At 61.6% G+C, this 20,125-nt stretch carries 20 protein-coding genes; 7 read left to right on the top strand and 13 right to left on the bottom strand.

The window, feature by feature from the left end; genetic code table 11:
* Window positions 1-216: 216 nt before the first annotated feature.
* From SCL_RS03355 to SCL_RS03345, 3 genes are all read left to right on the top strand, one after another.
* A complete protein-coding gene (locus tag SCL_RS03355) occupies window positions 217-1,536 on the top strand; it encodes a DEAD/DEAH box helicase (RefSeq protein WP_096361817.1) in 1,320 nt (439 codons plus the stop codon).
* Window positions 1,537-1,784: 248 nt separating this feature from the next.
* Window positions 1,785-2,165, top strand: coding sequence for an RNA recognition motif domain-containing protein (locus tag SCL_RS03350; RefSeq protein WP_096359914.1), 381 nt, complete (start codon window positions 1,785-1,787; stop codon window positions 2,163-2,165).
* A 206-nt stretch (window positions 2,166-2,371) separates the two neighbouring features.
* Window positions 2,372-3,856 carry a 2Fe-2S iron-sulfur cluster-binding protein gene (locus SCL_RS03345; protein WP_096359913.1) on the top strand — a complete coding sequence of 495 codons (1,485 nt, stop codon included), beginning with the start codon at window positions 2,372-2,374 and terminating at the stop codon, window positions 3,854-3,856.
* Window positions 3,857-4,044: 188 nt separating this feature from the next.
* Here the strand turns inward: SCL_RS03345 and SCL_RS03340 are convergent, their stop codons facing one another.
* On the bottom strand, window positions 4,045-5,973 hold the full coding sequence (locus tag SCL_RS03340) for a S9 family peptidase (protein ID WP_096359912.1): 1,929 nt from the start codon (window positions 5,971-5,973) through the stop codon (window positions 4,045-4,047).
* The gene (locus SCL_RS03335; protein WP_096359911.1) at window positions 5,970-6,377 is read right to left on the bottom strand and encodes a secondary thiamine-phosphate synthase enzyme YjbQ; all 408 of its coding nucleotides are present in this window, start codon (window positions 6,375-6,377) and stop codon (window positions 5,970-5,972) included. Before SCL_RS03335 ends, SCL_RS03340 begins: the two co-directional genes overlap by 4 nt.
* A 252-nt stretch (window positions 6,378-6,629) precedes the next feature.
* On the opposite strand from SCL_RS03335, the gene SCL_RS03330 reads away from it, so the two are divergent.
* On the top strand, window positions 6,630-7,112 hold the full coding sequence (locus tag SCL_RS03330) for an FKBP-type peptidyl-prolyl cis-trans isomerase (RefSeq protein ID WP_096359910.1): 483 nt from the start codon (window positions 6,630-6,632) through the stop codon (window positions 7,110-7,112).
* A 148-nt stretch (window positions 7,113-7,260) separates the two neighbouring features.
* Here SCL_RS03330 and SCL_RS03325 read toward each other — a convergent pair whose 3' ends face one another.
* The 3 genes from SCL_RS03325 to SCL_RS03315 all read right to left on the bottom strand — a co-directional run bounded on the left by SCL_RS03325 (window position 7,261) and on the right by SCL_RS03315 (window position 10,676).
* Window positions 7,261-7,614, bottom strand: a complete 354-nt coding sequence (locus SCL_RS03325; RefSeq protein ID WP_096359909.1) for a hypothetical protein — start codon at window positions 7,612-7,614, stop codon at window positions 7,261-7,263.
* A 134-nt stretch (window positions 7,615-7,748) separates the two neighbouring features.
* A complete protein-coding gene (locus SCL_RS03320; RefSeq protein WP_096359908.1) occupies window positions 7,749-10,220 on the bottom strand; it encodes a putative bifunctional diguanylate cyclase/phosphodiesterase in 2,472 nt (823 codons plus the stop codon).
* A gap of 18 nt (window positions 10,221-10,238) precedes the next feature.
* Entirely contained in the window at window positions 10,239-10,676 is a 438-nt protein-coding gene (locus SCL_RS03315; RefSeq protein ID WP_172425904.1) for a rhodanese-like domain-containing protein, read from the bottom strand.
* Between the two features lie 250 nt (window positions 10,677-10,926).
* On the opposite strand from SCL_RS03315, the gene SCL_RS03310 reads away from it, so the two are divergent.
* Window positions 10,927-12,231 (top strand): ammonium transporter, encoded by a 1,305-nt coding sequence (locus SCL_RS03310; RefSeq protein ID WP_096361816.1) that lies wholly within the window; start codon window positions 10,927-10,929, stop codon window positions 12,229-12,231.
* 67 nt (window positions 12,232-12,298) lie between these two features.
* On the opposite strand, the gene SCL_RS03305 is transcribed toward SCL_RS03310, so the two are convergent.
* Window positions 12,299-12,736 carry an EamA family transporter gene (locus tag SCL_RS03305; RefSeq protein WP_096359906.1) on the bottom strand — a complete coding sequence of 146 codons (438 nt, stop codon included), beginning with the start codon at window positions 12,734-12,736 and terminating at the stop codon, window positions 12,299-12,301.
* A 2-nt stretch (window positions 12,737-12,738) separates the two neighbouring features.
* Window positions 12,739-12,918 carry a hypothetical protein gene (locus SCL_RS13950; RefSeq protein ID WP_148664963.1) on the bottom strand — a complete coding sequence of 60 codons (180 nt, stop codon included), beginning with the start codon at window positions 12,916-12,918 and terminating at the stop codon, window positions 12,739-12,741.
* Window positions 12,919-13,002: 84 nt separating this feature from the next.
* On the opposite strand from SCL_RS13950, the gene SCL_RS03300 reads away from it, so the two are divergent.
* The gene (locus SCL_RS03300) at window positions 13,003-13,209 is read left to right on the top strand and encodes a cold-shock protein (protein ID WP_096359905.1); all 207 of its coding nucleotides are present in this window, start codon (window positions 13,003-13,005) and stop codon (window positions 13,207-13,209) included.
* A 91-nt stretch (window positions 13,210-13,300) separates the two neighbouring features.
* Here the strand turns inward: SCL_RS03300 and SCL_RS03295 are convergent, their stop codons facing one another.
* Window positions 13,301-14,209, bottom strand: a complete 909-nt coding sequence (locus tag SCL_RS03295) for a hypothetical protein (protein ID WP_096359904.1) — start codon at window positions 14,207-14,209, stop codon at window positions 13,301-13,303.
* 307 nt (window positions 14,210-14,516) lie between these two features.
* A complete protein-coding gene (locus SCL_RS03290) occupies window positions 14,517-15,578 on the bottom strand; it encodes a DUF1207 domain-containing protein (protein ID WP_172425903.1) in 1,062 nt (353 codons plus the stop codon).
* A gap of 267 nt (window positions 15,579-15,845) precedes the next feature.
* Between SCL_RS03290 and SCL_RS03285 the strand changes: the two genes are divergently transcribed.
* Window positions 15,846-17,141 (top strand): SAM-dependent methyltransferase, encoded by a 1,296-nt coding sequence (locus SCL_RS03285; RefSeq protein ID WP_197702694.1) that lies wholly within the window; start codon window positions 15,846-15,848, stop codon window positions 17,139-17,141.
* A 102-nt stretch (window positions 17,142-17,243) separates the two neighbouring features.
* On the opposite strand, the gene SCL_RS03280 is transcribed toward SCL_RS03285, so the two are convergent.
* From SCL_RS03280 to xerC, 4 genes are all read right to left on the bottom strand, one after another.
* A complete protein-coding gene (locus SCL_RS03280; protein ID WP_096359902.1) occupies window positions 17,244-17,615 on the bottom strand; it encodes a LexA family protein in 372 nt (123 codons plus the stop codon).
* Window positions 17,616-17,644: 29 nt separating this feature from the next.
* Complete coding sequence (locus SCL_RS03275) at window positions 17,645-18,277, bottom strand: TetR/AcrR family transcriptional regulator (RefSeq protein WP_148664962.1); 633 nt, start codon at window positions 18,275-18,277, stop codon at window positions 17,645-17,647.
* 85 nt (window positions 18,278-18,362) lie between these two features.
* Window positions 18,363-19,220, bottom strand: coding sequence for a hypothetical protein (locus SCL_RS03270; RefSeq protein WP_096359900.1), 858 nt, complete (start codon window positions 19,218-19,220; stop codon window positions 18,363-18,365).
* On the bottom strand, window positions 19,217-20,125 hold the full coding sequence (xerC, locus tag SCL_RS03265) for a tyrosine recombinase XerC (protein WP_096359899.1): 909 nt from the start codon (window positions 20,123-20,125) through the stop codon (window positions 19,217-19,219). Before xerC ends, SCL_RS03270 begins: the two co-directional genes overlap by 4 nt.

The following is a 20,125-nucleotide window of genomic DNA, read 5'->3' as shown; positions in this document are numbered from 1 at the left end:
CGCCGGCTGAGTGATCCCGACGGTTTTAGTAAGTCTGATCCTGCCCAAGTTCATCGCTCTCTGACCCACCTTCTGGTTTCAGTTTCCCTGGAATTTCAGTAATCAAACGGTTGGCGACGATGTGTTCGCGCCAGCAGTTTGTCACCACCGTTGCCTGATGCAGGTAATCGGTTGCGCTTATCTGCACGCGCCTTTTATCTCATTCAAGGAAATATCGTGACTTTTGAAAAACTGACGTTACATCCGTCCATCCTCAAGGCCATCAGCGAGAGCGGCTATACCGTTCCCACCCCGATCCAGGCGCAGGCGATCCCGCAGGCGCTCGAAGGCCATGACCTCATGGCCTCGGCCCAGACTGGCACCGGCAAGACCGCGGCCTTCGTGCTGCCGTCCCTGCACCGGCTGGGCACGCCGTCAACGAAAAATTCGCGCGGCCCGCGCGTGCTGGTGCTGACACCGACGCGCGAGCTCGCCAATCAGGTAACGGCGGCGGCCATCAAGTACGGCAAGCACATGCGCTTTCGCATTGGCAGCGTCGTCGGCGGCATGCCCTACCCGCCGCAGATGCGGCTGTTGTCCCAGCCGCTGGATATCCTGGTGGCGACGCCCGGACGGCTGCTGGACCACATGGAACGCGGACGCATCGACTACTCGCGCCTGGAAGTGCTGGTGCTGGACGAAGCCGACCGCATGCTCGACATGGGTTTCATCCACGCGGTGGAGGAGATCGCGGCCGCCACGCCGGCCACGCGCCAGACGCTGCTGTTTTCCGCGACACTCGAAGGCAACATCGCCAAGCTGGCGAGCCGCCTGCTGAAAAATCCCAAACGCATCCAGATCGCAACGCAGCAGGAACGCCACGAGAACATCGAGCAACGCCTGCATCACGTCGACGACGGCGCGCACAAGCATCGTTTGCTCACGCACCTGCTGGACGACATCAACATGGACAAGGCCATCGTGTTCACCGCCACCAAGCGCGGCGCGGACCGTCTGGCCAAGACCCTGCACGCCAAGGGACACCCGGCGGCGGCGCTGCACGGCGACATGAACCAGAACCAGCGCAACCGTGCGATCACCAACCTGCGTTCCGGCACGGTGCGCCTGCTGGTGGCGACCGACGTGGCCGCGCGCGGTATCGATGTTTCCGGCATCACGCATGTCATCAACTTCGATCTCCCGAAGAGCGCCGAGGATTACGTGCACCGCATCGGCCGCACCGGCCGTGCGGGCGCCAAGGGCATCGCCATCTCGTTCGCCGCGCCGGACAATTTCCAGCAGCTGCGCGACATCGAGCGTTACACCCGCCAGTCGATTCCGGCCCATGTCGTTCCCGGGCTGGAGCCGACCATCCGCCCGCGACAACAGGCCCCCTCGGGTCACCGTCGCGGTGGTCCGTCCAGCCACCAGCCACGTCGCCCGGACGGCGCGCCGCGCCATTTCAAGGGAAAAAACGGCGCAAATCATCCGCGGCACGGCCAAGGCCAGCGTCACGGTTCAGGTGGTGCCGGTCGCGGCGCCAAGACCTGGGGCTAGCCGGCGCCGGCAGGCCAAAGATCGGCTGACGTGCTTCAGGTGCTTGGACGCCGGAGAAACTCCGGCGTATGATCTGTCGTGGATGCCGAAGAAGCTGGGTCACTGAAACCCACCCTTCCTTACGCTGAAACCAAGGAGCTGGTTCACGCCCGATCATTCGCCTATCCGGCCGCGCACTTTCACTGCCACTGTTTCCGAAAGCGAAGCACGGTCCTCGACGCCTCACCCTTTCAATCCAGGAGTAAGACATGAATATCTTCGTAGGAAACCTGTCGCGTGACGTCACGGAAGAGGATCTGCGCGAGGCCTTCAGCGCCTTCGGGCAGATCAGCAAGGTCACCATTCTCAAGGACAAGTTCAGCGGCGAACCGCGCGGCTTCGGCTTCGTGGAAATGCCGGCCAAGGCCGAGGCGCAGGCAGCGATCAACGGCATGAACCAGAAAGACCTGAAGGGACGTGCGCTCAACGTGAATGAAGCCCGGCCCAAGACGGATCGCCCCGGCGGTGGCGGTGGTGGTGGCGGTGGTGGTCGTGGCGGTTTCGGGAATCGCGGTGGTGGTGGCGGCGGTGGCGGCTGGGGCAATCGCGGTGGTGGTGGCGGCGGTGGCGGCGGGCGACGCGGTTACTAGCCCTCCCGTTCGGCGCATTTTGGCCGGATAGTCGCAACTCATCTTTCCTTATCTGACGTCGAAGCGGGGGCAATGCCAGGCAATGGCTTGTCCCCGCAAGTCGGTTATTCAATTACAGCAAGCAGAGCCAGCGTGTTGTCACGTTGGCGATAGTCAGGTAGCTTATTCCGACCGACACGGCTCCGACGCGTTGGTGGAATCGAACCATGTCAGACCAGTCAAATAATGGCGCGCTGCTGCTCAGCCTGACGCGCGCCGCCCGTCTCGTGGGTATCACACGCGGCGCTCTCCAGAACAAAATCAAAAAAGGCGAACTGCCGACTTTCGAGGGCATGGTCAGGCCCGAGGACCTCTTGCGCGTGTATCCGGACACGCAGCTGGACAACAGCAGCGAACTGGAACGTTTCACGCACATCAAGGACGAGGCCTTTGCCCACCGCGTGCGCGAGCGCCTGCTGCCCGAGCCCGAAGTACTGGCGGAACGCCTCTCCGGGCTGGGGAAGGAGCTGGCCCGGACCCGGGCGCAGGTGGAGCGCTACAAGACCATCACCGACTGGCTGTATGACAAATTCAGCGAGTACGAACGGTCGGGCGATAAGGATATCCGCCTCATCATGGGACCGCTCAAGCTGTGGCTACGGCATGAACTGGAGAAGCAGTCGCCCAGCGACTATCTTCAGTCCTACGTCGTCAAGGAAAGTTTTCTCCGGCTCATGACCGCCCATGTCCGCCTCGTTCCGGGCCAGCGCGAATTCTTCGTGGAAGGCTCGGACACCATCCTGGATGCCGCGCTGCGCGCCGGCGTTTCCCTGCGTTACGGATGCAGCAACGGCAATTGCGGCCTGTGCAAGGCCCGGGTGGTTTCCGGAAAAACACTGCCGATGCGCCATTCCGACTATGTCTTCAGCGATGCCGAAAAGGCCCAGGGTTACGTGCTGCTCTGCTCCCACACGGCGGTGACCGACCTGGAAATCGAGGCGCCCCGGATCGGCGGCGCGCAGGACATCCCGGCACAGCAGATCGCCACGCGCGTCAAGAAAATCGAGTCGCTGGGCGAAGACATGGCGCTGCTGCATTTGCAGACACCACGCACCAAGCGGCTGCAGTTCCTCGCCGGCCAGGCGGTGACGCTCGAAACCGCCAACGGCGCCGAGGCGGATTACCCCGTGGCCAGCTGTCCGTGCGATGACCGCAATCTCCAGTTTCACGTGCGGCGTCTCCCCGGCAACCGCTTCGCCGATTACGTGTTCAAGAAACTGAAAAACGGGGATATCGTCGCGCTCGCCGGACCCAAGGGGGAATTCACGCTGAACGAGGAATCACCGCGTTCCCTGATTTTTCTCGCCCACGGCACCGGCTTCGCCCCGATCAAGAGCCTGATCGAACACGCCATGGCGCGCGACGTGGCGGAAACCCTGCACCTGTACTGGGCCAGCGACGATGGCGGCCATTACCTCAACAACCTGTGCCGTTCATGGACCGACGCGCTGGACAATTTCCACTATACGCCGCTGGTCGCGGACGTGGCCGAATCAGCCCCGGCGCTCCGGCAGATCGCGACGGATCATCCCGATCTCGGCGGCTTCGATATCTATGCCGCCGGACCCGAGGCCTTCCTGGCGTCGGTGAAAAAACATCTGCGCGATAACAATTTCCCGGAAAACCAGCTGGTCACCAGCCGGGTGGATTGACTGGGTGTCTCTAACAAAATGAATATGGTTTTGAACCGCCAAGACGCCAAGGGTGAGGCGGGGTTTTCACGAAAGTTCAGTGAATCTTCGTGCCGCCGAACGGGTGCAACGAGTTTTGTTGCACCCCGGGCCGCAATCAACAAAAACTTGGCGTTCTTGGCGGTTAATTTTATTTTTTGTAGTTTCGGTCAGAAATTTTCGATCATTACCGGCGCTATGGGATCGGCCGGCGTGAAACCGAACAGCCGGGAATAAAACCAGAACTCCGCCTCGAGCGCGCGCTGAATGTTTTCCGCACGGCGAAAACCGTGTTGTTCGCCTTCAAACGCCACGTACGCCACGGGGATGTTCCGCTTGCGCAAGGCATTCACCATTTTCTCCGTCTGATCCGGCGGCACGACCTTGTCTTCCAGCCCCTGAAAGAAGATCACCGGACAGGACAGGCGATCCACATGATGAATCGGCGAGCGCTCGTGATACAAGTCACTTCTTTCCGGATACGGCCCAACCAGACGGTCGAGATAACGCGCCTCGAACTTGTGCGTGTCGCGCGCCAGCGCCTCGAGATCGCTCACGCCGTAGTAGACCGCGCCGGCGCGAAACAGCCGGTGAAACGTCAGGGCGCACAGCGTGGTGTATCCGCTGGCGCTGCCGCCACGGATGGCGAGACGATACTCGTCTGCCAGGCCATGCTCGACAAGACAGCGCGCCCCGGCGATGCAATCCTCCACGTCGGCCACGCCCCATTGGCCGTCCAGCTGGTGCCGGTAGGCGCGTCCATAACCCGTCGAACCGCGGTAGTTCACATCGAGCACGGCAAACCCGCGGCTGGTCCAGTATTGCGTTCTGAGGCTCAGTGCCCGGGAGGCGGCTGAGGTCGGACCGCCGTGGCTCATTACCAGCAGCGGCGGCTTCTCTTCCCCGGGTGCGCGGAAATCACGGTTCGCGGGCGGGTAATACCAGGCATGCGCCGTGTCACCGCGGCTCGTGGGATACGCCAGTGCCTGCGGCGCGGACAGATAGCCGGCGTCGGGAACATCGTTGGTGGAAGCGCGCAGGATTTCATATCGGTGCGTCGTCAGATCGAGACGCACGATGGACGCCGGCAAATTGGGCGAGGCCCCGGCAAAAACCGCTTTGCCATGACCGGCGACGACATGGCTGATGTCACTGAACGGCGTTTCGATCTCTTCCAGCCTGAGCGTGTCGGTGTCGAGCATGGCAAGCTGCCACGCTGCCCCGCGATTGAATGCACACACCAAATGCTGTGTCGAGTCGAAGGCATGGGTGGACATCCCGAAAATCCACTGCGGCAGGCCGAACTCCGCGTCCATGGACATGAGCGCCTCGATGCGGTTTTCCCGCAGGCGATAAAGATTCCACCAATTATTGCGGTCGGAGACGAAATAAAGCGTACCGTCGGGCGCGAATTGCGGCTGAAAAACCGATTCCTCGCGGCCGCCGGCGACGTGGCGCGGATTGGCCGGCAGGCCGTCCGGCCCCATGTCCGCGAGCCACAGTTCGGTGCCGTCCCAGGGCATGTCCGGATGATTCCAGGACAACCATGCCAGTTGCCGGCCATCCGGGCTCAGGCGCGGCGCGGCGTAAAAATCCTGTCCCGACAGCAATACATGCGGTTCGTGACCGCCTTCCAGGTCAATGGCGACAATGGTGTTCACCGGCTCGCCATCGGTGCCATGGTCTTCGCAGACACAAAGGAGACGACGACGCTGGCGGTCAATCACACCATCGGCATAGCGCCTGTTTGCGCCTGAAGTAATCGCTTGTGGTGAACTGTCCGGCGCGAGCCGGTACAAAAGCTGATCGCGGTCGTTGCTGAAATACAGCGTTCCATTATCCACCACGAACGCCCCGCCGCCATACTCGTGCGCCCGCGTGCGGGCGCTGAAGGGCGCGGGCAAAATTTCGTCCACGGCGCCGTCGCGCCAGCGCTGAATGACATGACGCCCGCCTTCCGCCGGCCGCATTTCATTCCAATAGATGTCGGAGCCGTCGAGAATGATCTGTCCCAGACCGACGGCGCTGCCGGCGACACGCTCCGTCGTGATCGGCGATTTCCAGGAACCGTACGGCGCGATGGCTTGGTGGACGTTCACGCGCCCAGATGCACCACGATCCGGCGCGCGCCGCGGCTGCGCCGGTGCTCCCACAGGTAAATCCCCTGCCAGGTCCCGAGCGCGAGGCGTCCGCCGGCGACCGGGATGGAGAGGTGCGTCGCCGTCAGCGCTGACTTGATGTGTCCCGGCATGTCGTCCGGGCCTTCGTTCTGGTGGGTATAAAGCGGGTCGTTTTCCGGTACCAGCCGGTTGAACCAGTGTTCCAGATCGCGCCGCACCGCGGGATCGGCGTTTTCCTGGATCAGCAGGCTCGCCGAAGTGTGCTGCACGAACAGCGTGCACAGGCCCTCTTTTATTCCAGCCTCATGCACCGCCGCCTGAATACGGTCGGTGATTTCATGCAGGCCCTGCCCGGGGACGTCAATGCTCAGATGTTTGATCATGCCAAAACAAAAGCTGTCTTAAAATAATTTTTGAAGCCACAAGACCTTTTTCACGCGGGATTGCCTGCATTCATTCCAGATCACGCCAACGAAAATACACGTGGCAGTATAAGCCGGTCCGGAAAGGCTGTCGCGCCGGTGCCCGGAAAAATCCCCCCGCGCGATGGGTGTTACCGGTCCTGCTTGGGTGACGGGCCCAAACTGCGATATAGTGGCGGGCTATTCCCACCCAATCTCCATGAGGATTCCACAATGAAGGCAGCCCAGGGTACGGTTGTGTCCATGCATTACACCCTGACCGACGACAGCGGCGCGGTACTCGACTCGAGCCGCGGCGGTGAACCGCTCAACTACCTGCACGGCCACAGCAACATTATTCCGGGCCTGGAAAAGGCGCTGGAAGGTGCCGCCGCCGGCTTCAAATCCAAAGTCACCGTGGCGCCGGCGGAAGCCTATGGCGAGAAAAATCCGGAGGCCATCTTCGAGGCCCCGCGCGAACACTTTCCGCCCGACATGAAGCTCGAAGTCGGCGCGCGCGTCTCGGCCGACGGGCCGAACGGTCCCATCACCTTCGTCATCGTCAATCTGACGGAAACCGGCGCAGTGCTCGACGCCAACCATCCGCTGGCCGGGAAAACCCTGCACTTCGATGTTGAGATTACCGAGGTCCGGACCGCCACGAAAGAGGAAATCGAGCACGGCCACGTGCACGGCGAAGGCGGCCACCATCACTAGACCGCCTCCCGCAGATAAACGCGAATTTACTCTAATTAGGTTTGCCACAGAGATCACAGAACACACAGAGCACAGGGAAAGAAACTGTTTTTACTCCGTGATCTCTGTGCGCTCTGTGGCTGATTTTGTTTCTGTTATGGGTTCTTAGTCAGGAAATCATCACCGGCTGTTCGTCCGACAAACCCAGCACCTTGGCCGCCACGGCAAAGGCTTCGGCGCAGAAGACATCGAGCTCGGCCCACGCATCCGAGCTGGCGATTTCCTCGTCCAGACCCTGTGTGATCACACGCAGACGATGGGATCCTTCCTGCGCGCGGCGGCGCGGATTTTTTTCCGCCGTCACGTAAAACGACGGCCGGCTTTCGCCCTCGCGCACGAGCGCCAGGATGTACCGGTACTTCACGTCATCACTGCTCTCGATATCGCCGAGCACCACCCCGGTGTACTCGCCGAACTGGTAGCGTCGCTGTGGAATAGCCGTCTGGATTTTCGGCGCGTCCATCACCCTCTCCTGAAAAAACCGACCGGCCACCCCGGTGGTTGCGTGACTGTCACAATACTGCCGGCCGCGCCAATCATCAACGGGTGCGCGCGACGGCGGAGGAATGGCGGGCTCTTTGCGGAGTAAGCGGGCTGTTAGCCGGACGGTCCCGGACGCGGGCGGCGGCGCAGTGCCACCACGGAGCTTCCCTTCCCATCGCGGCCGGAAAAGCTCGGCCGCTGCTTGGCGCTCCAGGCGGAATTGCTCAGCCACCGGATCAGTTCGTCATAGGGCAGCGGCCGACTGACGAAAAAACCCTGCACCACGTCGCAACCGAGCGCGGTCAGCAGCCGCAGGGTCTCCGGGTTTTCCACGCCCTCGGCCACCACGCGCAGACTCATGTTGTGCGCCAGGTCGATGGTGGAGCGCACGATGACCGCGTCGTTGTTGTCCAGCTTCATGTCGATGACGAAGGAACGGTCGATCTTGATTTCATCCACGGGCAGCCGCTTGAGGTAGGCCAGCGACGAATACCCGGTGCCGAAATCGTCGATGGAAATCCGCACGCCCATGGCGTCGAGGCGCGACAACACCTCGAGCGCATGGCTCGGATCAGACATGACCGCGCTTTCAGTCACCTCGAGCGAGACCCAGGACGGCTCGACCTCCCACTGGCGCAGCGTGTTCATGACGTAATCGACGAAGTCCTGCTCGTGCAGGTTCATCACCGACAGGTTCACGGACACATCGAACAGAAAGCCCGCCCGGCGCCACTGGGCGCACTGTTCCACCGCGCGATTGAACACCCAGCGGGTGAGCGGCTGGATCAGGCCGCACTGTTCGGCGACATGGATAAACTTGTCCGGCGATGTCAGATCGAGGTCGGGGTAACGCCACCGTACCAGGGCCTCGACGCAGCTCACCTTGGTGGTACGGATGTCCACCATCGGCTGGTAATACAGCTCGAGACCGCCGTTCTCGATCGCCTGGCGCAGGTCGCGCTCCAGCGTCAACAGCTGCAACTTGTGATGGTCGCGCACGCTGTCGAAGAAGGCGTAACCGCTTTTGCTCTGCTTGGCCTGGTACATGGCGACATCCGACTGTCGCAGCAGCGTCATCGGATCCACGCCATGTTGCGGGTACAGGGCGATGCCGATGCTGACGCCGACATTGAAACGGTGCATGCCGACGATGAACGGCTGTTGCATCACCGCGATGAATTTCTGCGCGATCAGGATGGCCGATCTGTCGTCGGCCACGCCCGGCACGATGGCGGCGAATTCGTCGCCGCCCAGACGCGCGATGATTTCATCCTCGGATTTTGCCGCGATTTCCTGATCCAGCCGCAGGAAGACGTCGGAACGACGCAGCACCCCGTGCAGGCGCGTGCTGACCTGCTTGAGCAATTGGTCGCCGATATCGTGGCCGAACGAGTCGTTGACCTCCTTGAAACGGTCGAGGTCCATCACGAACAGGGCAAACGGACTCCGGGCCGCACGCACTGGCGTGGTGCATTGCTGCAGGCGTTCGTGAAAATGACTGCGGTTGGGCAGTTCCGTGAGCGTATCGGTGAACGCCAGGCGTTCGAGCATGCGGTGCAGGTCCCCGAGTTCAGCGCTGAGGGCGTTGAAATCCTGTGCCAGTTCCTTGATTTCGAGAGTGCCGGACGGTGTCAGGGTCTCGCTCAGGCGCGTGCGATCCTTGCGCACGCTGCGCAGCTGGTCGTGCAGAGCCAGCAACGGTCGCAACGTCGTGTTTTGCAGCACCAGCATGGCGATGGCGATCACCAACAGGGTGACGAGGCCGGCGGCCATCATGACCATGTAACGGGTCATGGAGAGCCTTTCATGGAGTGCCTGAATGTCCTCCATGACGCCCAGCGTCATCACCCTGCCCGAGGCGGGCGTCTCCAGCGGATATTCCGCCACCAGGGTGCGTTCCATGGCATGCGGAGGAAACCACGCTTCGGATTTGTATATCACCTGCCCGGAAGCCAGCGTGATCTTGACCGGCATGCCCAGGGCCTTTTCGGTGCCGGCAAGGCTGCGCGTGGGATCGGTGAATATCTGCAGATATCCCCTGGGCCGCAACCCGCCGATCGGAACGATCACTGCGTGATACAGGCGGTCAGCCACCGGACACAGATCGGAGATCGTTTGCAGGCGCGCCGGTCCCTGGCGCGTGCGCGCCTGCTGGATCAGTGCCGGACAGAAGACCTTGCCGTCCGCCAGCAGAGGGCTGCCCTCCGTGGATTCGGCCACGAATGAAAAATTGATGTCGAACGCCCTCAATTTCTCGATCTTGATGACATTGGCGGTTTCGAAATACTGGTGAAACTGTTTGTCCATCAATCGTGGCAGGGAGCGCGTGTCACGCGCGTCGAAGGCGCGCTGGAACCCGGGCTCGTGCTGGATGGCCAAAGCCAGATCGCGCGACTTGGCTTCGAGCTCACGCAACAGGTCGTCCGTCTTGAGACGCAGCAACTCCGCCATGGCCGCACGCTGGTTATCCAGTGTCTGCTGCCGGTATACCTCCCCGGTCGCCAGTGCCAGCGCGAGACCGAGCAGGCCCATGATCACGATGGTAAGGCTCAACGAGGCGCGCATGGTCAGATGCTGTGTCAGCATGACGAAATCTTCCCTTGGTTATTTTTTCAAGTACGGATAATTCTTGTTCTTCCACTCTTCGAACCCGCCGCGGTACCAGTAAACGCCGGTATATCCGCAGTCGAGAGCCTTGCGCGACGAGTGGACGCTGCGTCCGCATTTGGGACCGTTGCAGTAAAACAGGACCGGCGTCGACTTTTGGGGGATGATCCTGGCGAGCGATTCGCAGCTGGTATCGACATCGGGCAGGCTTATGGAACCTTCGATATACCCTTGCAGCCGGTCCTGGCGGATGCGTGCATCCACGATAACCAGCTCGGGATTTTTTTCGGCCAGATCGAGTACGCCCTCGGCGTCCACTTTGGTGGTGCCGGGGATGCTGTCGGGTGAAACCACGCCGTTGTCCGCGGTCACGGGCCCCGCGAATGCCGCCAACCACGCCAATACGACGACAACCGGCAGGTGCCTTCCAGCCATGGTGGATACCCTCTTTTCGATATTATCCCCACCAAGCAGCAATTTTTGTGCCATTTTGGTGCACAAAGGCTCATGGTTCGCACGAGAACAGCTTCCATCGGCAGGTTTTGCCGGGGCCCGCCTCGGTCCATGTCCGCTCCCGGCGGCGCCGTAACGATTTCAGGAACCGCCCCGGTTTTGTATGATGCCGCGCAGGCTCCCGGCGTCGGCGCCGTATAAACCAAATAACTATCACACCCAGGAGAACATCATGACACCCGTTAAATCCACGCGACTGCTCATCGCGTCACTGCTGCTGGCCGCCTCACCGCTGGCGCTGGCGGCGGAGACGCCCACCCTCAACACCGCCAACACCGCCTGGCTGCTGACCTCCTCGGTGCTGGTGCTGTTCATGACCATCCCCGGGCTCGCGCTGTTTTACGGCGGACTGGTGCGCACGAAAAACGTACTGTCCGTTCTGATGCAGTGCTTCGCCATTACCTGCATGGTGTCCATCGTGTGGGTGCTGTTCGCCTACAGCCTCGCCTTCGGCGACGGCGGCGGAGCCAACGCCTGGATCGGCGGCATGGCCAAGGCGCTCATGGCCGGCATCGGCGTGAACACCCTCAAGGGCGACGTTCCGGAAACCGTGTTCGCCATGTTCCAGATGACCTTCGCCATCATCACGCCGGCGCTGGTGGTCGGCGCCTTCGCCGAGCGCATGAAGTTTTCCGCCATGATGCTGTTCAGCCTGTTGTGGCTGCTGCTGGTTTACGTGCCAGTGTGTCACTGGGTCTGGGGCGACGGCTGGCTGCAGAAAATGGGCGTGATGGATTTCGCCGGCGGCACCGTGGTGCACGTCAACGCCGGCGTCGCGGCGCTGGTGGCAGCGCTGGTGCTGGGCCGGCGCAAGGGCTTTCCGGAGACGGCGATGCCGCCGCACAACCTCACCATGACCGTCATTGGGGCTTGCATGCTGTGGGTCGGCTGGTTCGGTTTCAACGCCGGCAGCGCGCTGGCGGCCAACGGCACCGCCGGCATGACCATGCTGGTCACGCACATCGGCGCCGCCGCCGGTTCGCTCACCTGGATGTTCTGCGAGTGGATCCGCTTCGGCAAGCCGTCGGTGCTCGGCATCGTCACCGGCATGGTGGCGGGTCTCGGCACCATCACGCCGGCCTCGGGCTTCGTCGGCCCGCTCGGCGCGCTCGTGATCGGCGTCACCGCCGGGCTCGTGTGCTTCGTGGCTACCAACTACATGAAGCGCTCGCTGCACGTGGATGATTCGCTCGACGTGTTCCCGGTGCACGGCGTGGGCGGCATCATTGGCACGCTGCTGACCGGCATCTTCGCCGCCACCACGCTTGGCGGCGTCGGTTTTGCCGAGGGCGTTACCATGGGCAAGCAGGTCACGACCCAGATTACCGGTATTCTGGTCACGGCCGCCTGGTCCGGCATCGTCACCTTCATCCTGCTCAAGCTGATCGACGCCATGCTGGGCCTGCGTGTGACCGTGGAACAGGAAACCGAGGGCCTCGACACCGTGCTGCACAACGAGACGGGTTACAACCTTTAAACGTTTGTCTTGATCAGGGATGGAAAGCGGGCGCTCCAGGCGCCCGCTTTTTATACAACCGAATTCATCAAGGGTTGTTCCAGACGATCATGACCACGCCGGCGAACACCAGCAGCCCGCCGATGATCACGCTCGGGTTGATGTGAATCTCGCGGAACAACAGCCAGGCGAACAGCGCCACGAACACCGGATAAGAGATCTCTATAAGACTTGCGAGCGTGGCGTTCTTGCCGGCGATGGAGAGGAATAACAGCACCGATCCCAGCAGGCTGGTCAGGGCCAGGGCAAGCACCCTGGCTCTCGTACCCGTGCCCAGAGTCGTCCAGACGGCGTAGTCCGCGGCGAGGGTCCGATGAAAAAAGAGCCCCAGGACGACTATCGGCAGGGCCGTCAACAGCAGCACGGAAACCAGCGACAGCTTTTTCAGCGCATGATCCACCAGCGGGTAATGCACGCCCCAGACCAGGGCGGCGCCGAGTGCCGTGACATACCACGGGATTTGCATGTTCAGCCCTCCTTGTCAGAAATATTTACACTTTTCACCAGATGAAGCGCGGTTTCGGCAAGTTTCATGCCGGACTTGACGAACCCGCGCACGGTGTTTGGATGTACACAAATAGCAAATTCGTTATACTGAAACGGCAGTGCTGCACTGCCGTTTGTTGTCATGCTGGTATTTACAGGCATCCGCGGTTGGTCCTGGCGAACTCCACCATTACAGCACGTACAAAATTTTTCATAAAAAATTAATTTTTAGTGAGGTCATTCGTCATGCGCATGGGTACTGTAAAGTGGTTCAACGAGGCTAAGGGTTTTGGTTTCATCTCGCCACAGGATGGAAGCGCGGATGTGTTCGTACACTACTCCGTGATTCAGGCCGAAGGCTACAAGAAACTGGCCGAGGGTCAGCAGGTGGAATTTGAAAGCCAGAAGGGGCCAAAGGGGATGCAGGCCACCGTGGTAAAGCCGCTCGCCTGATCCGGACCGGCCGCGGTGCCGGCCGGTTGAGAGATCAAAACAAAAACCCCGCCATATTGGCGGGGTTTTTGTTTGCATCATGTCATGCATCCTACCCGGCGGGTTTTTTCCGTACCGCACGCACCACCTTCCAGGCGCCGGCATCCTTCTCAAGCTGGAACTGTTGCGCGGCAGGTGAGCCCTGACCGACACGGTACTCCACCTCGATGGAACCGGTCATATTCTTGCCCGGAGCCGACGGCTCGGCATAACGTCCATTACGGAACGAGATGACTTCGAGCGACTTGTTCGGATCGTCCTTCAGCAGTTCACGCAACGCCAGGTACTGGAGCGTGTCCACCGAGTCGACGGACAAATCGGGTTTGCCGTCCACGATGCGGAATCCCCGGATGTCCGCCTCGAAAGTCCCGGCGACATGGCTTTTCGTCTCGTCCGGAAGATTGAGCTGGATTTTTCCCGGCAGCTTTTTGTCCTTTTCCTGTCCGAACTCGAGCATCATGCTGTACTTGTCGGTGAATTTCTGTTCCGAAGGGGCGCTCTGGCCGTCTTCCTTCCATGCCAGCACCACTTGTGGCGTGCCGGCGCCGCCGGCTTCCATCACCTTGAAATTTTTCCCGGCCGGCGTTTCCCACGGCGAGCCTGGCAACATTATTTTCACTTCCAGATCGGCGGTCACGTCCTTGCCCAACCGCAGGGTCAGCACGCCGTTCTCGATATAACTTTTCTCGACCTTGAATGGTTTCCCGTGAATCTGTCCTTTGGCGGGCGTCGCGGACATTTCAGGCTCGGCCGGTTTGGCAACGGCCGGCGCGGCCGGACCCGGCGCGGGTTTTTTGGCGGCAGCGGATGTCGGCGCCCGGATGGTGGCCGGCTTGCTCTCGAACAGGCCGCTGACGAAATCCAGTCCGCCGTCCTGCTGCGCGAGATAGGCCCCGGCGCCTCCGATGACGAGCACGATGAGGATGACGATTTGAATCAGGGATTTTTTATCGAGCTTCATTTGTAACCACCTTCCTGTGATTTCCAATTTTTTATTGACCCGGCACAGATGCTGTTGAAACTAAGGCAAGCTGTGCCTGCAGATTGCCCCCTTGGTATTCTGACGCGCCGGAGCAACAATAAAACCTCCTGAGAACTGCCGATTATTGCGACTTCAGGCTCTTCCTGCCCGGGGGGCATGCCCCGGCTTGAACCGGGGCAAGACTTCAGGCGGTTTCCTGCCGCCGCAATTATCCCTAAGGATAGTATGCCCGGCGTCGTCCGCCAATCGCTATTATCGCGCCAACCAGTCATTCCGGCCGGGTTCCTCAGAAACCGAAGTAAAGTCCCAGTCCCGTGTAACGCAGGGATTCGAGGTAAAACTGCCCATTGGGCGAATGGCCGCGGAAATGCTCCAGCATGAGGCGCGCCCGCCGGGGGCTGCGGCTGCGGAGCTCAAACCCCGCCTGGTATGAACGACTGCGCCGCCAGTCGAGTTCCTCGGAGGCCTGTATGTCCGCCGCGGCAATGAAACTCAATCTCCCGGCCGCGCGCGGCCGGACGTATTCGACCCCGCCCTGGAGATGTTTGGGCGCCAGATCCGGCTCGCTGTGCAACATATAACCGCCGCCGCCATAGAGGCGCCAACGCTCCCATTCGTAAGACACGAGAAACTTCATGTCCTCGTAGCTCAGATTGACCCGATTGATGCCCGGGTTGCCCAGAATGAACTCGTCTCCCAGGTGCGAACTCTGGTGATAGATGCGCAGCAGATACGACCAGGGACCTTTGCGATAACTGACCGGCAAGCCGATCCAGTAATCCGCGTTGATCAGATCACTCGACGGCGCATCGAGATTGAACAGCGCGAACACCCCGCCCTGAATCCCGACTTGCGAGCTGCCTGACTTTCCAAAGACGCCGGAAGCCAAACCGAAATATTCTCCGAAAGCGGTGCTGGCGGCGGCAAATTCCTTCGTGGGGCTGCGATAGTGCAGGTAGCTCACGGAAAAACGCGGCTGCCGCGGGTCGGCCAGCAACGGCGCGAACAACTCCTGTTCGGGCAAGGCATAAACATCAATGGGAGTCTCAGGCTCGCGATCCGCTCCCGCTTTGTCCTGCCCCGCGGCATCGGACCTGTCGCAATCCGTGGACAGATCCCACTGGACATTCTGCACCCGGCCGGTGGTGGTCAGCAGATACAGCACGTCGCGTTTCTGGGAAGGGCCGAGACAGGTGTGCGAGGATAATTTCACCGTGCCGTCCGTCGAGATGACCTGCGAACGCAGGCCAAGTCCGGGGAAACGGCTGTCGAGAAGCGAATCGACATAACCACGCAAATATTCTTCCGGTCCGGCGGCTGACGCCGGCGCGAAAACAGCCGCCGCCATCAGGACGCCCGACAACAGCCGAAACAGAATTCCTGGGAAAAAAAGAATGCTGGCAACGCGCCGCCGGGATCGCATGCCGCCATTTTACACTCTATCCGGCCTTTCATGTGCTGCCGCGACCGGGCGGCGTGGCGACGCAACCCCGCCGCCTGTTCACGGGAATCTGACAGGAAAAACCGGCCCCGGAATGCGCGGCCGGAGGCGGGGCATTTGTAAAAGAACGCGGGGACAAGGTAGGATTAAAGGCGTCCTGAAGGAGCAAGGCCCGTGGAAAAGGATGCGCAGAAATCCAGGCTGACGTCGCTCAATATTCCGGCGTTGACGGGCGGAAGGGTTGGGTCCGGCCCGTTGTCTTCTTCGTCGCGGGTTTCGGTGCTGGATCGCTGGATGGCGCGCAAGCTGCTTGACCTGCTCGGTGACCCGCCGCTGACCTTCGTGTTGTGGAACGGTGAAACAATTCCCTCCGTGGACAAACCCTCCGTCGCCCGCGTGCATTTCCGCGACGGCGAGGTATTGCAGAAGCTGCTGGTGAATCCTGCGCTGCATTTCGGCGACCTCTACAGCGCCGGGCGCATCGAGGTGGAAGGCGACCTCGTGGAGTTCCTGGTGCTTGCCTATCGCACGGCAGGATCATCCCCCAAATACCAGAAACTCAAGGAGGCGCAGACGCGTCTGTTCAATCGTCCGCGCTCCAACCGGCTCACGGATTCACGCGACAACATCCATCATCACTACGATATCGGCAACGATTTCTACGAGCTGTGGCTGGACTGCGAGGCCATGCAGTACACCTGCGCCTATTTTCCGACCCCGGACCTGACGCTCGAGCAGGCGCAGCGCGCCAAGATGGATCACGTGTGCCGCAAGCTTCAGCTGAAGCCGGGTGACCGGGTGGTGGAAGCCGGCTGCGGCTGGGGCGGACTCGCGCTCCACATGGCACAGCACTACGGCGTCAGGGTCAGGTCCTACAACATCTCGCACCAGCAGATCCTGTATGCCCGGGAACGAGCCCGGGCCGCCGGCCTCGGGGACAGCGTGGAATACGTGGAGGACGACTACCGCAACATCTCGGGGGAATTCGACGTATTCGTGTCCGTCGGCATGCTGGAACACGTTGGCCGCGACAATTACGTCGCGCTGGGCGATGTCATCAATCGCTGTCTTGCGCCGCATGGACGCGGACTCATTCATTCCATCGGCCGCAACAAACCCGAGCGGTTGAACGCCTGGATTGAAAAACGGATATTTCCCGGGGGCTATCCGCCCGCGCTGAGCGAAATGATGGATATTTTCGAGCCACACGATTTCTCTGTGCTCGATATCGAAAATCTGCGCTTGCATTATGCCCGGACGCTGGAACACTGGTTCGAGCGCTTCGAACAGAGCGCGGAAAAAATTGAAAAAAAATATGACAGCGCTTTTGTGCGCGCCTGGCGGCTTTATCTCGCCGGCTCGATCGCCGGATTCACGGCCGGCACCATGCAACTGTTCCAGGTTCTCTTTACCCGCGCCGCCAACAACGACCTGCCCTGGTCACGCGCGCACCTTTATAAATTTGAATAGACAGGATTAACAGGATTTACAGGATTAAAAAGAGCACTGCGGTTGTGGCTTGTGTTTTATCCTGTTAATCCTGTAAATCCTGTCCATTAATCATTTAATATTTCAATAATAATGCTTGTGGTCCTTGCGCCGGCGGCTGGCGCGCTGCACCACCACCCCGCGCACCGAGTAGTTCTCCACCAGCTCCACCGCCGGATAGGCGCTGTTGAGCGCCTTCAGGTATTTCCTGCCGTTTTCCACGATGAACTGGCGGAACGTGGTTTCGCCCTGATAGTCGATGATCACGTAGGCGCCATGCTGCGGCGGCATGGCCGGGTCCACGATCAGGATATGACCGTCGAGAAATTCCGGCTCCATGCTGTCGCCAATGACCCGCAGCGCGTAGGGCTCGGCATCGGCGCAGCTGCTGATCTCGGCGTGCTCCTGGTTGCCGATGGTGGTTTTGATGGGAATATTCTTGAATGCATCGGCCATGGGCCGGACCTCCGGTTAAAAATTCGAATTCATGACTTCGGTGCGGAAAATGGCGGTGCACCGGCATTCCTGCGCGGCCCCGAAAACCCGGGCAGGGATTGCGCCAGACGCTCCGCCCGCCCCAGCAGCCGGTCGAGAAACACCGAGGTGCGCGTGGCACTTTCCGACTCATCGCGCATCCAGCAGAAAAACACCGCCAGATAAATCGCCGTCAGGCCGGTCTCCTCGATGGCGCGCCACGGCAGCACGGCATCGCGGTGCGCCGCCTCGCGCAGCCATTGTACCGTGCGGCTGACGCGCAACAGGCCCGCGAACTGGTAATGCACGTGGCCCGGCTCGAATTTTCCGTAAATCATCTGGCGCGTCACATCCCGGTGCGACGCCAGCGCCGCGAGCCAGGCCATGATCAAGCGGTGCAAGCGTTCGCGCGCCGGCAGATCGGAAAATCCGGTGGCGGTGCCGGCCTGCAACATGGCCGCGTCCGCGCGGTCGAACCAGGCATCGACGATGTCTTCCTTTTCGCGGAAATGCACGCGAACGTCATTCAGATCCAGCTGCAGTTCCGCCGCCACGTCATGCAGCCGCAGGCTTTCCCAGGACTGGCGCCCGGCGAGATCGAGCGCGGCATCCATAATTTTTTCCCGGGTTGATCGAGCCGCCATGCCGCCAGCCTCACGTGAACAGATGCGGCATTCTAAGCCATTCCCCGTATGGCGATAAGCGGCGGGGAGAATTCACCTACTGGGCCTAGGTGGAACGCCGGATCACGGCTTCGACGAAGGCCACGTTCAGCAGGTCGGGATTGATAAGCTCCGGCAGGAAATGCCGGACGTTGTAGAGTTTCACCGCCTGACGGCAGGCGGCGCGTTCGAGGCGGTCGCGCGTGGCGTGCGAGAGCCGGGAGTGTGTCAGCAGGTTGGGTGCCTGCCAGTCGTGATAATCGCTGACGAGTTTCTGTTCCTGTTCCACTTCCCATTGCTCGCGCAGCAGCAGTTCGGGAAAGGCATCGCGCCCGAGCCGGCGTCCCACCTGCGCGGCTTCGAGGCGGCAGCCGTGCAGACCGGTGCCGCTGCCGTCGTCCTCGCGGCGGAACCATTGCGCCCGCTCCAGCGGACCGGCGGCCTTTTGCACGCACCGGCTCAGCACCTGGCTGTGCGGGATGTGCGAAGTTGAAACAGCGCCGTTTTCCGGCGCGAGGCTTGGCGCGACGAAACTGTCGTCCTCCGCCAAGGTAGCGTGCCAGCGGGTGTCGATGGAGCGCGGCGGCCGGATGCGACCCAGCGTGCTGGCCAGGATCGCCAGCGGTTTCTGCTCCCGGGCATCCAGCAGCCACAACTCGAGATTATCCTGCGATGGAAAAGGAAACGGAGGATGGCTCTGCAGGGCCCGGATCAGGCCGCCGGTGTACGGGGTTTCGATCAGGTTGCCGCCGCCGTCGGCGCGCCACACGGCGTGGCCGGTAACGCGCGAACGCTGGTTGAGGAATTGCACGCGCCAGGCGATGCCATCCGAGGTCACGGCCCGGAAATCCGGCAATTCCGTGATCTGCACCGTGCCCTGGTAGGGCGAGAGGCGGCGCATGCTGTAATAGCGCGGCGCCGTCATGCCGGGGTCTTCTTGCGCGCCCGCGGGTGGGCCTTGTCGTAGACGCCCGCGAGGTGCTGAAAATCGAGATGGGTGTAAATCTGGGTGGTCGAGATGTTGGCGTGCCCCAGCATCTCCTGCACCGCGCGCAGATCGCCGCTCGATTCCAGCACGTGGCTGGCGAAGGAATGGCGCAGCATGTGCGGATGCACCGGCACTTCCATCCCCTGGCGCCTGGCCCACTGTTGCAGCCGCGCCTGCACCGCGCGCGCGCCCAGGCGCTTGCCATTGCGTGCCACGAACACAGCCGTTTCTTCCGTCCGGGCAAACTCCGTACGCACCGCGAGCCAGTCACGCAGGGCCGCGCGCGCCTTGGCGCCCACCGGCACGTCGCGCACCTTGCGGCCCTTGCCGGTGACGCGCACCTGGCCGGCGGCAAGATCGAGTTCCGGAATATTGAGATTCACCAGTTCCGACAGGCGCAGGCCGGAGGAGTACAGCAGCTCCAGCAGCGCGCGGTCACGCGCCGCGAGCGGATCGCGCGCCTCCAGCGACACCAGCCGCGTGGCCTGGTCGGCGGTCAGCGTGTCCGGCAGACGGCGCGCGGATTTGGGCGCGCTCACGCCGCTTGCCGGATTGTTCGTGACGATCTGCTCGCGCAACAGGTAACGGTAAAAGCTGCGCAGCGCCGACAGCGCGCGCTGGATGCTCTTGCCGGAAAGTCCCCGGCGATGCAGCGCCGACACCCAGCCGCGCACCTCGGCGGGGGTCAACCGCTCCCAGCCGGAGATGCCGGCACCGTCGCAATAGGCCATGCACTGGGAAAGATCGCGCCGGTAATGCGTCAGCGTCAGCGGCGACAAACGCCGCTCGTCGCCGAGATGGCGAAAAAAACCGTCGAGGTGTTGCGTGGCGCGCGGTAGCAC

This window comes from Sulfuricaulis limicola (assembly GCF_002355735.1).
Classification (GTDB): Bacteria; Pseudomonadota; Gammaproteobacteria; order Acidiferrobacterales; family Sulfurifustaceae; genus Sulfuricaulis; species Sulfuricaulis limicola.
This window is presented reverse-complemented; position numbering and strand designations above follow the sequence as displayed.

Bases quoted from the DNA above. Each gene is read 5' to 3' on its own strand.
- SCL_RS03320 (WP_096359908.1), bottom strand. From the start codon at position 10,220: ATGCTGACACAGCATCTGACCATGCGCGCCTCGTTGAGCCTTACCATC.
- SCL_RS13950 (WP_148664963.1), bottom strand. From the start codon at position 12,918: ATGCCTGTAAATACCAGCATGACAACAAACGGCAGTGCAGCACTGCCG.
- SCL_RS03300 (WP_096359905.1), top strand. From the start codon at position 13,003: ATGCGCATGGGTACTGTAAAGTGGTTCAACGAGGCTAAGGGTTTTGGT.
- SCL_RS03350 (WP_096359914.1), top strand. From the start codon at position 1,785: ATGAATATCTTCGTAGGAAACCTGTCGCGTGACGTCACGGAAGAGGAT.
- SCL_RS03335 (WP_096359911.1), bottom strand. From the start codon at position 6,377: ATGATCAAACATCTGAGCATTGACGTCCCCGGGCAGGGCCTGCATGAA.
- SCL_RS03305 (WP_096359906.1), bottom strand. From the start codon at position 12,736: ATGCAAATCCCGTGGTATGTCACGGCACTCGGCGCCGCCCTGGTCTGG.
- SCL_RS03275 (WP_148664962.1), bottom strand. From the start codon at position 18,277: ATGGCGGCTCGATCAACCCGGGAAAAAATTATGGATGCCGCGCTCGAT.
- SCL_RS03315 (WP_172425904.1), bottom strand. From the start codon at position 10,676: ATGGCTGGAAGGCACCTGCCGGTTGTCGTCGTATTGGCGTGGTTGGCG.
- SCL_RS03270 (WP_096359900.1), bottom strand. From the start codon at position 19,220: ATGACGGCGCCGCGCTATTACAGCATGCGCCGCCTCTCGCCCTACCAG.
- SCL_RS03295 (WP_096359904.1), bottom strand. From the start codon at position 14,209: ATGAAGCTCGATAAAAAATCCCTGATTCAAATCGTCATCCTCATCGTG.
- SCL_RS03325 (WP_096359909.1), bottom strand. From the start codon at position 7,614: ATGGACGCGCCGAAAATCCAGACGGCTATTCCACAGCGACGCTACCAG.
- SCL_RS03310 (WP_096361816.1), top strand. From the start codon at position 10,927: ATGACACCCGTTAAATCCACGCGACTGCTCATCGCGTCACTGCTGCTG.
- SCL_RS03330 (WP_096359910.1), top strand. From the start codon at position 6,630: ATGAAGGCAGCCCAGGGTACGGTTGTGTCCATGCATTACACCCTGACC.
- SCL_RS03345 (WP_096359913.1), top strand. From the start codon at position 2,372: ATGTCAGACCAGTCAAATAATGGCGCGCTGCTGCTCAGCCTGACGCGC.
- SCL_RS03290 (WP_172425903.1), bottom strand. From the start codon at position 15,578: ATGGCGGCGGCTGTTTTCGCGCCGGCGTCAGCCGCCGGACCGGAAGAA.
- SCL_RS03280 (WP_096359902.1), bottom strand. From the start codon at position 17,615: ATGGCCGATGCATTCAAGAATATTCCCATCAAAACCACCATCGGCAAC.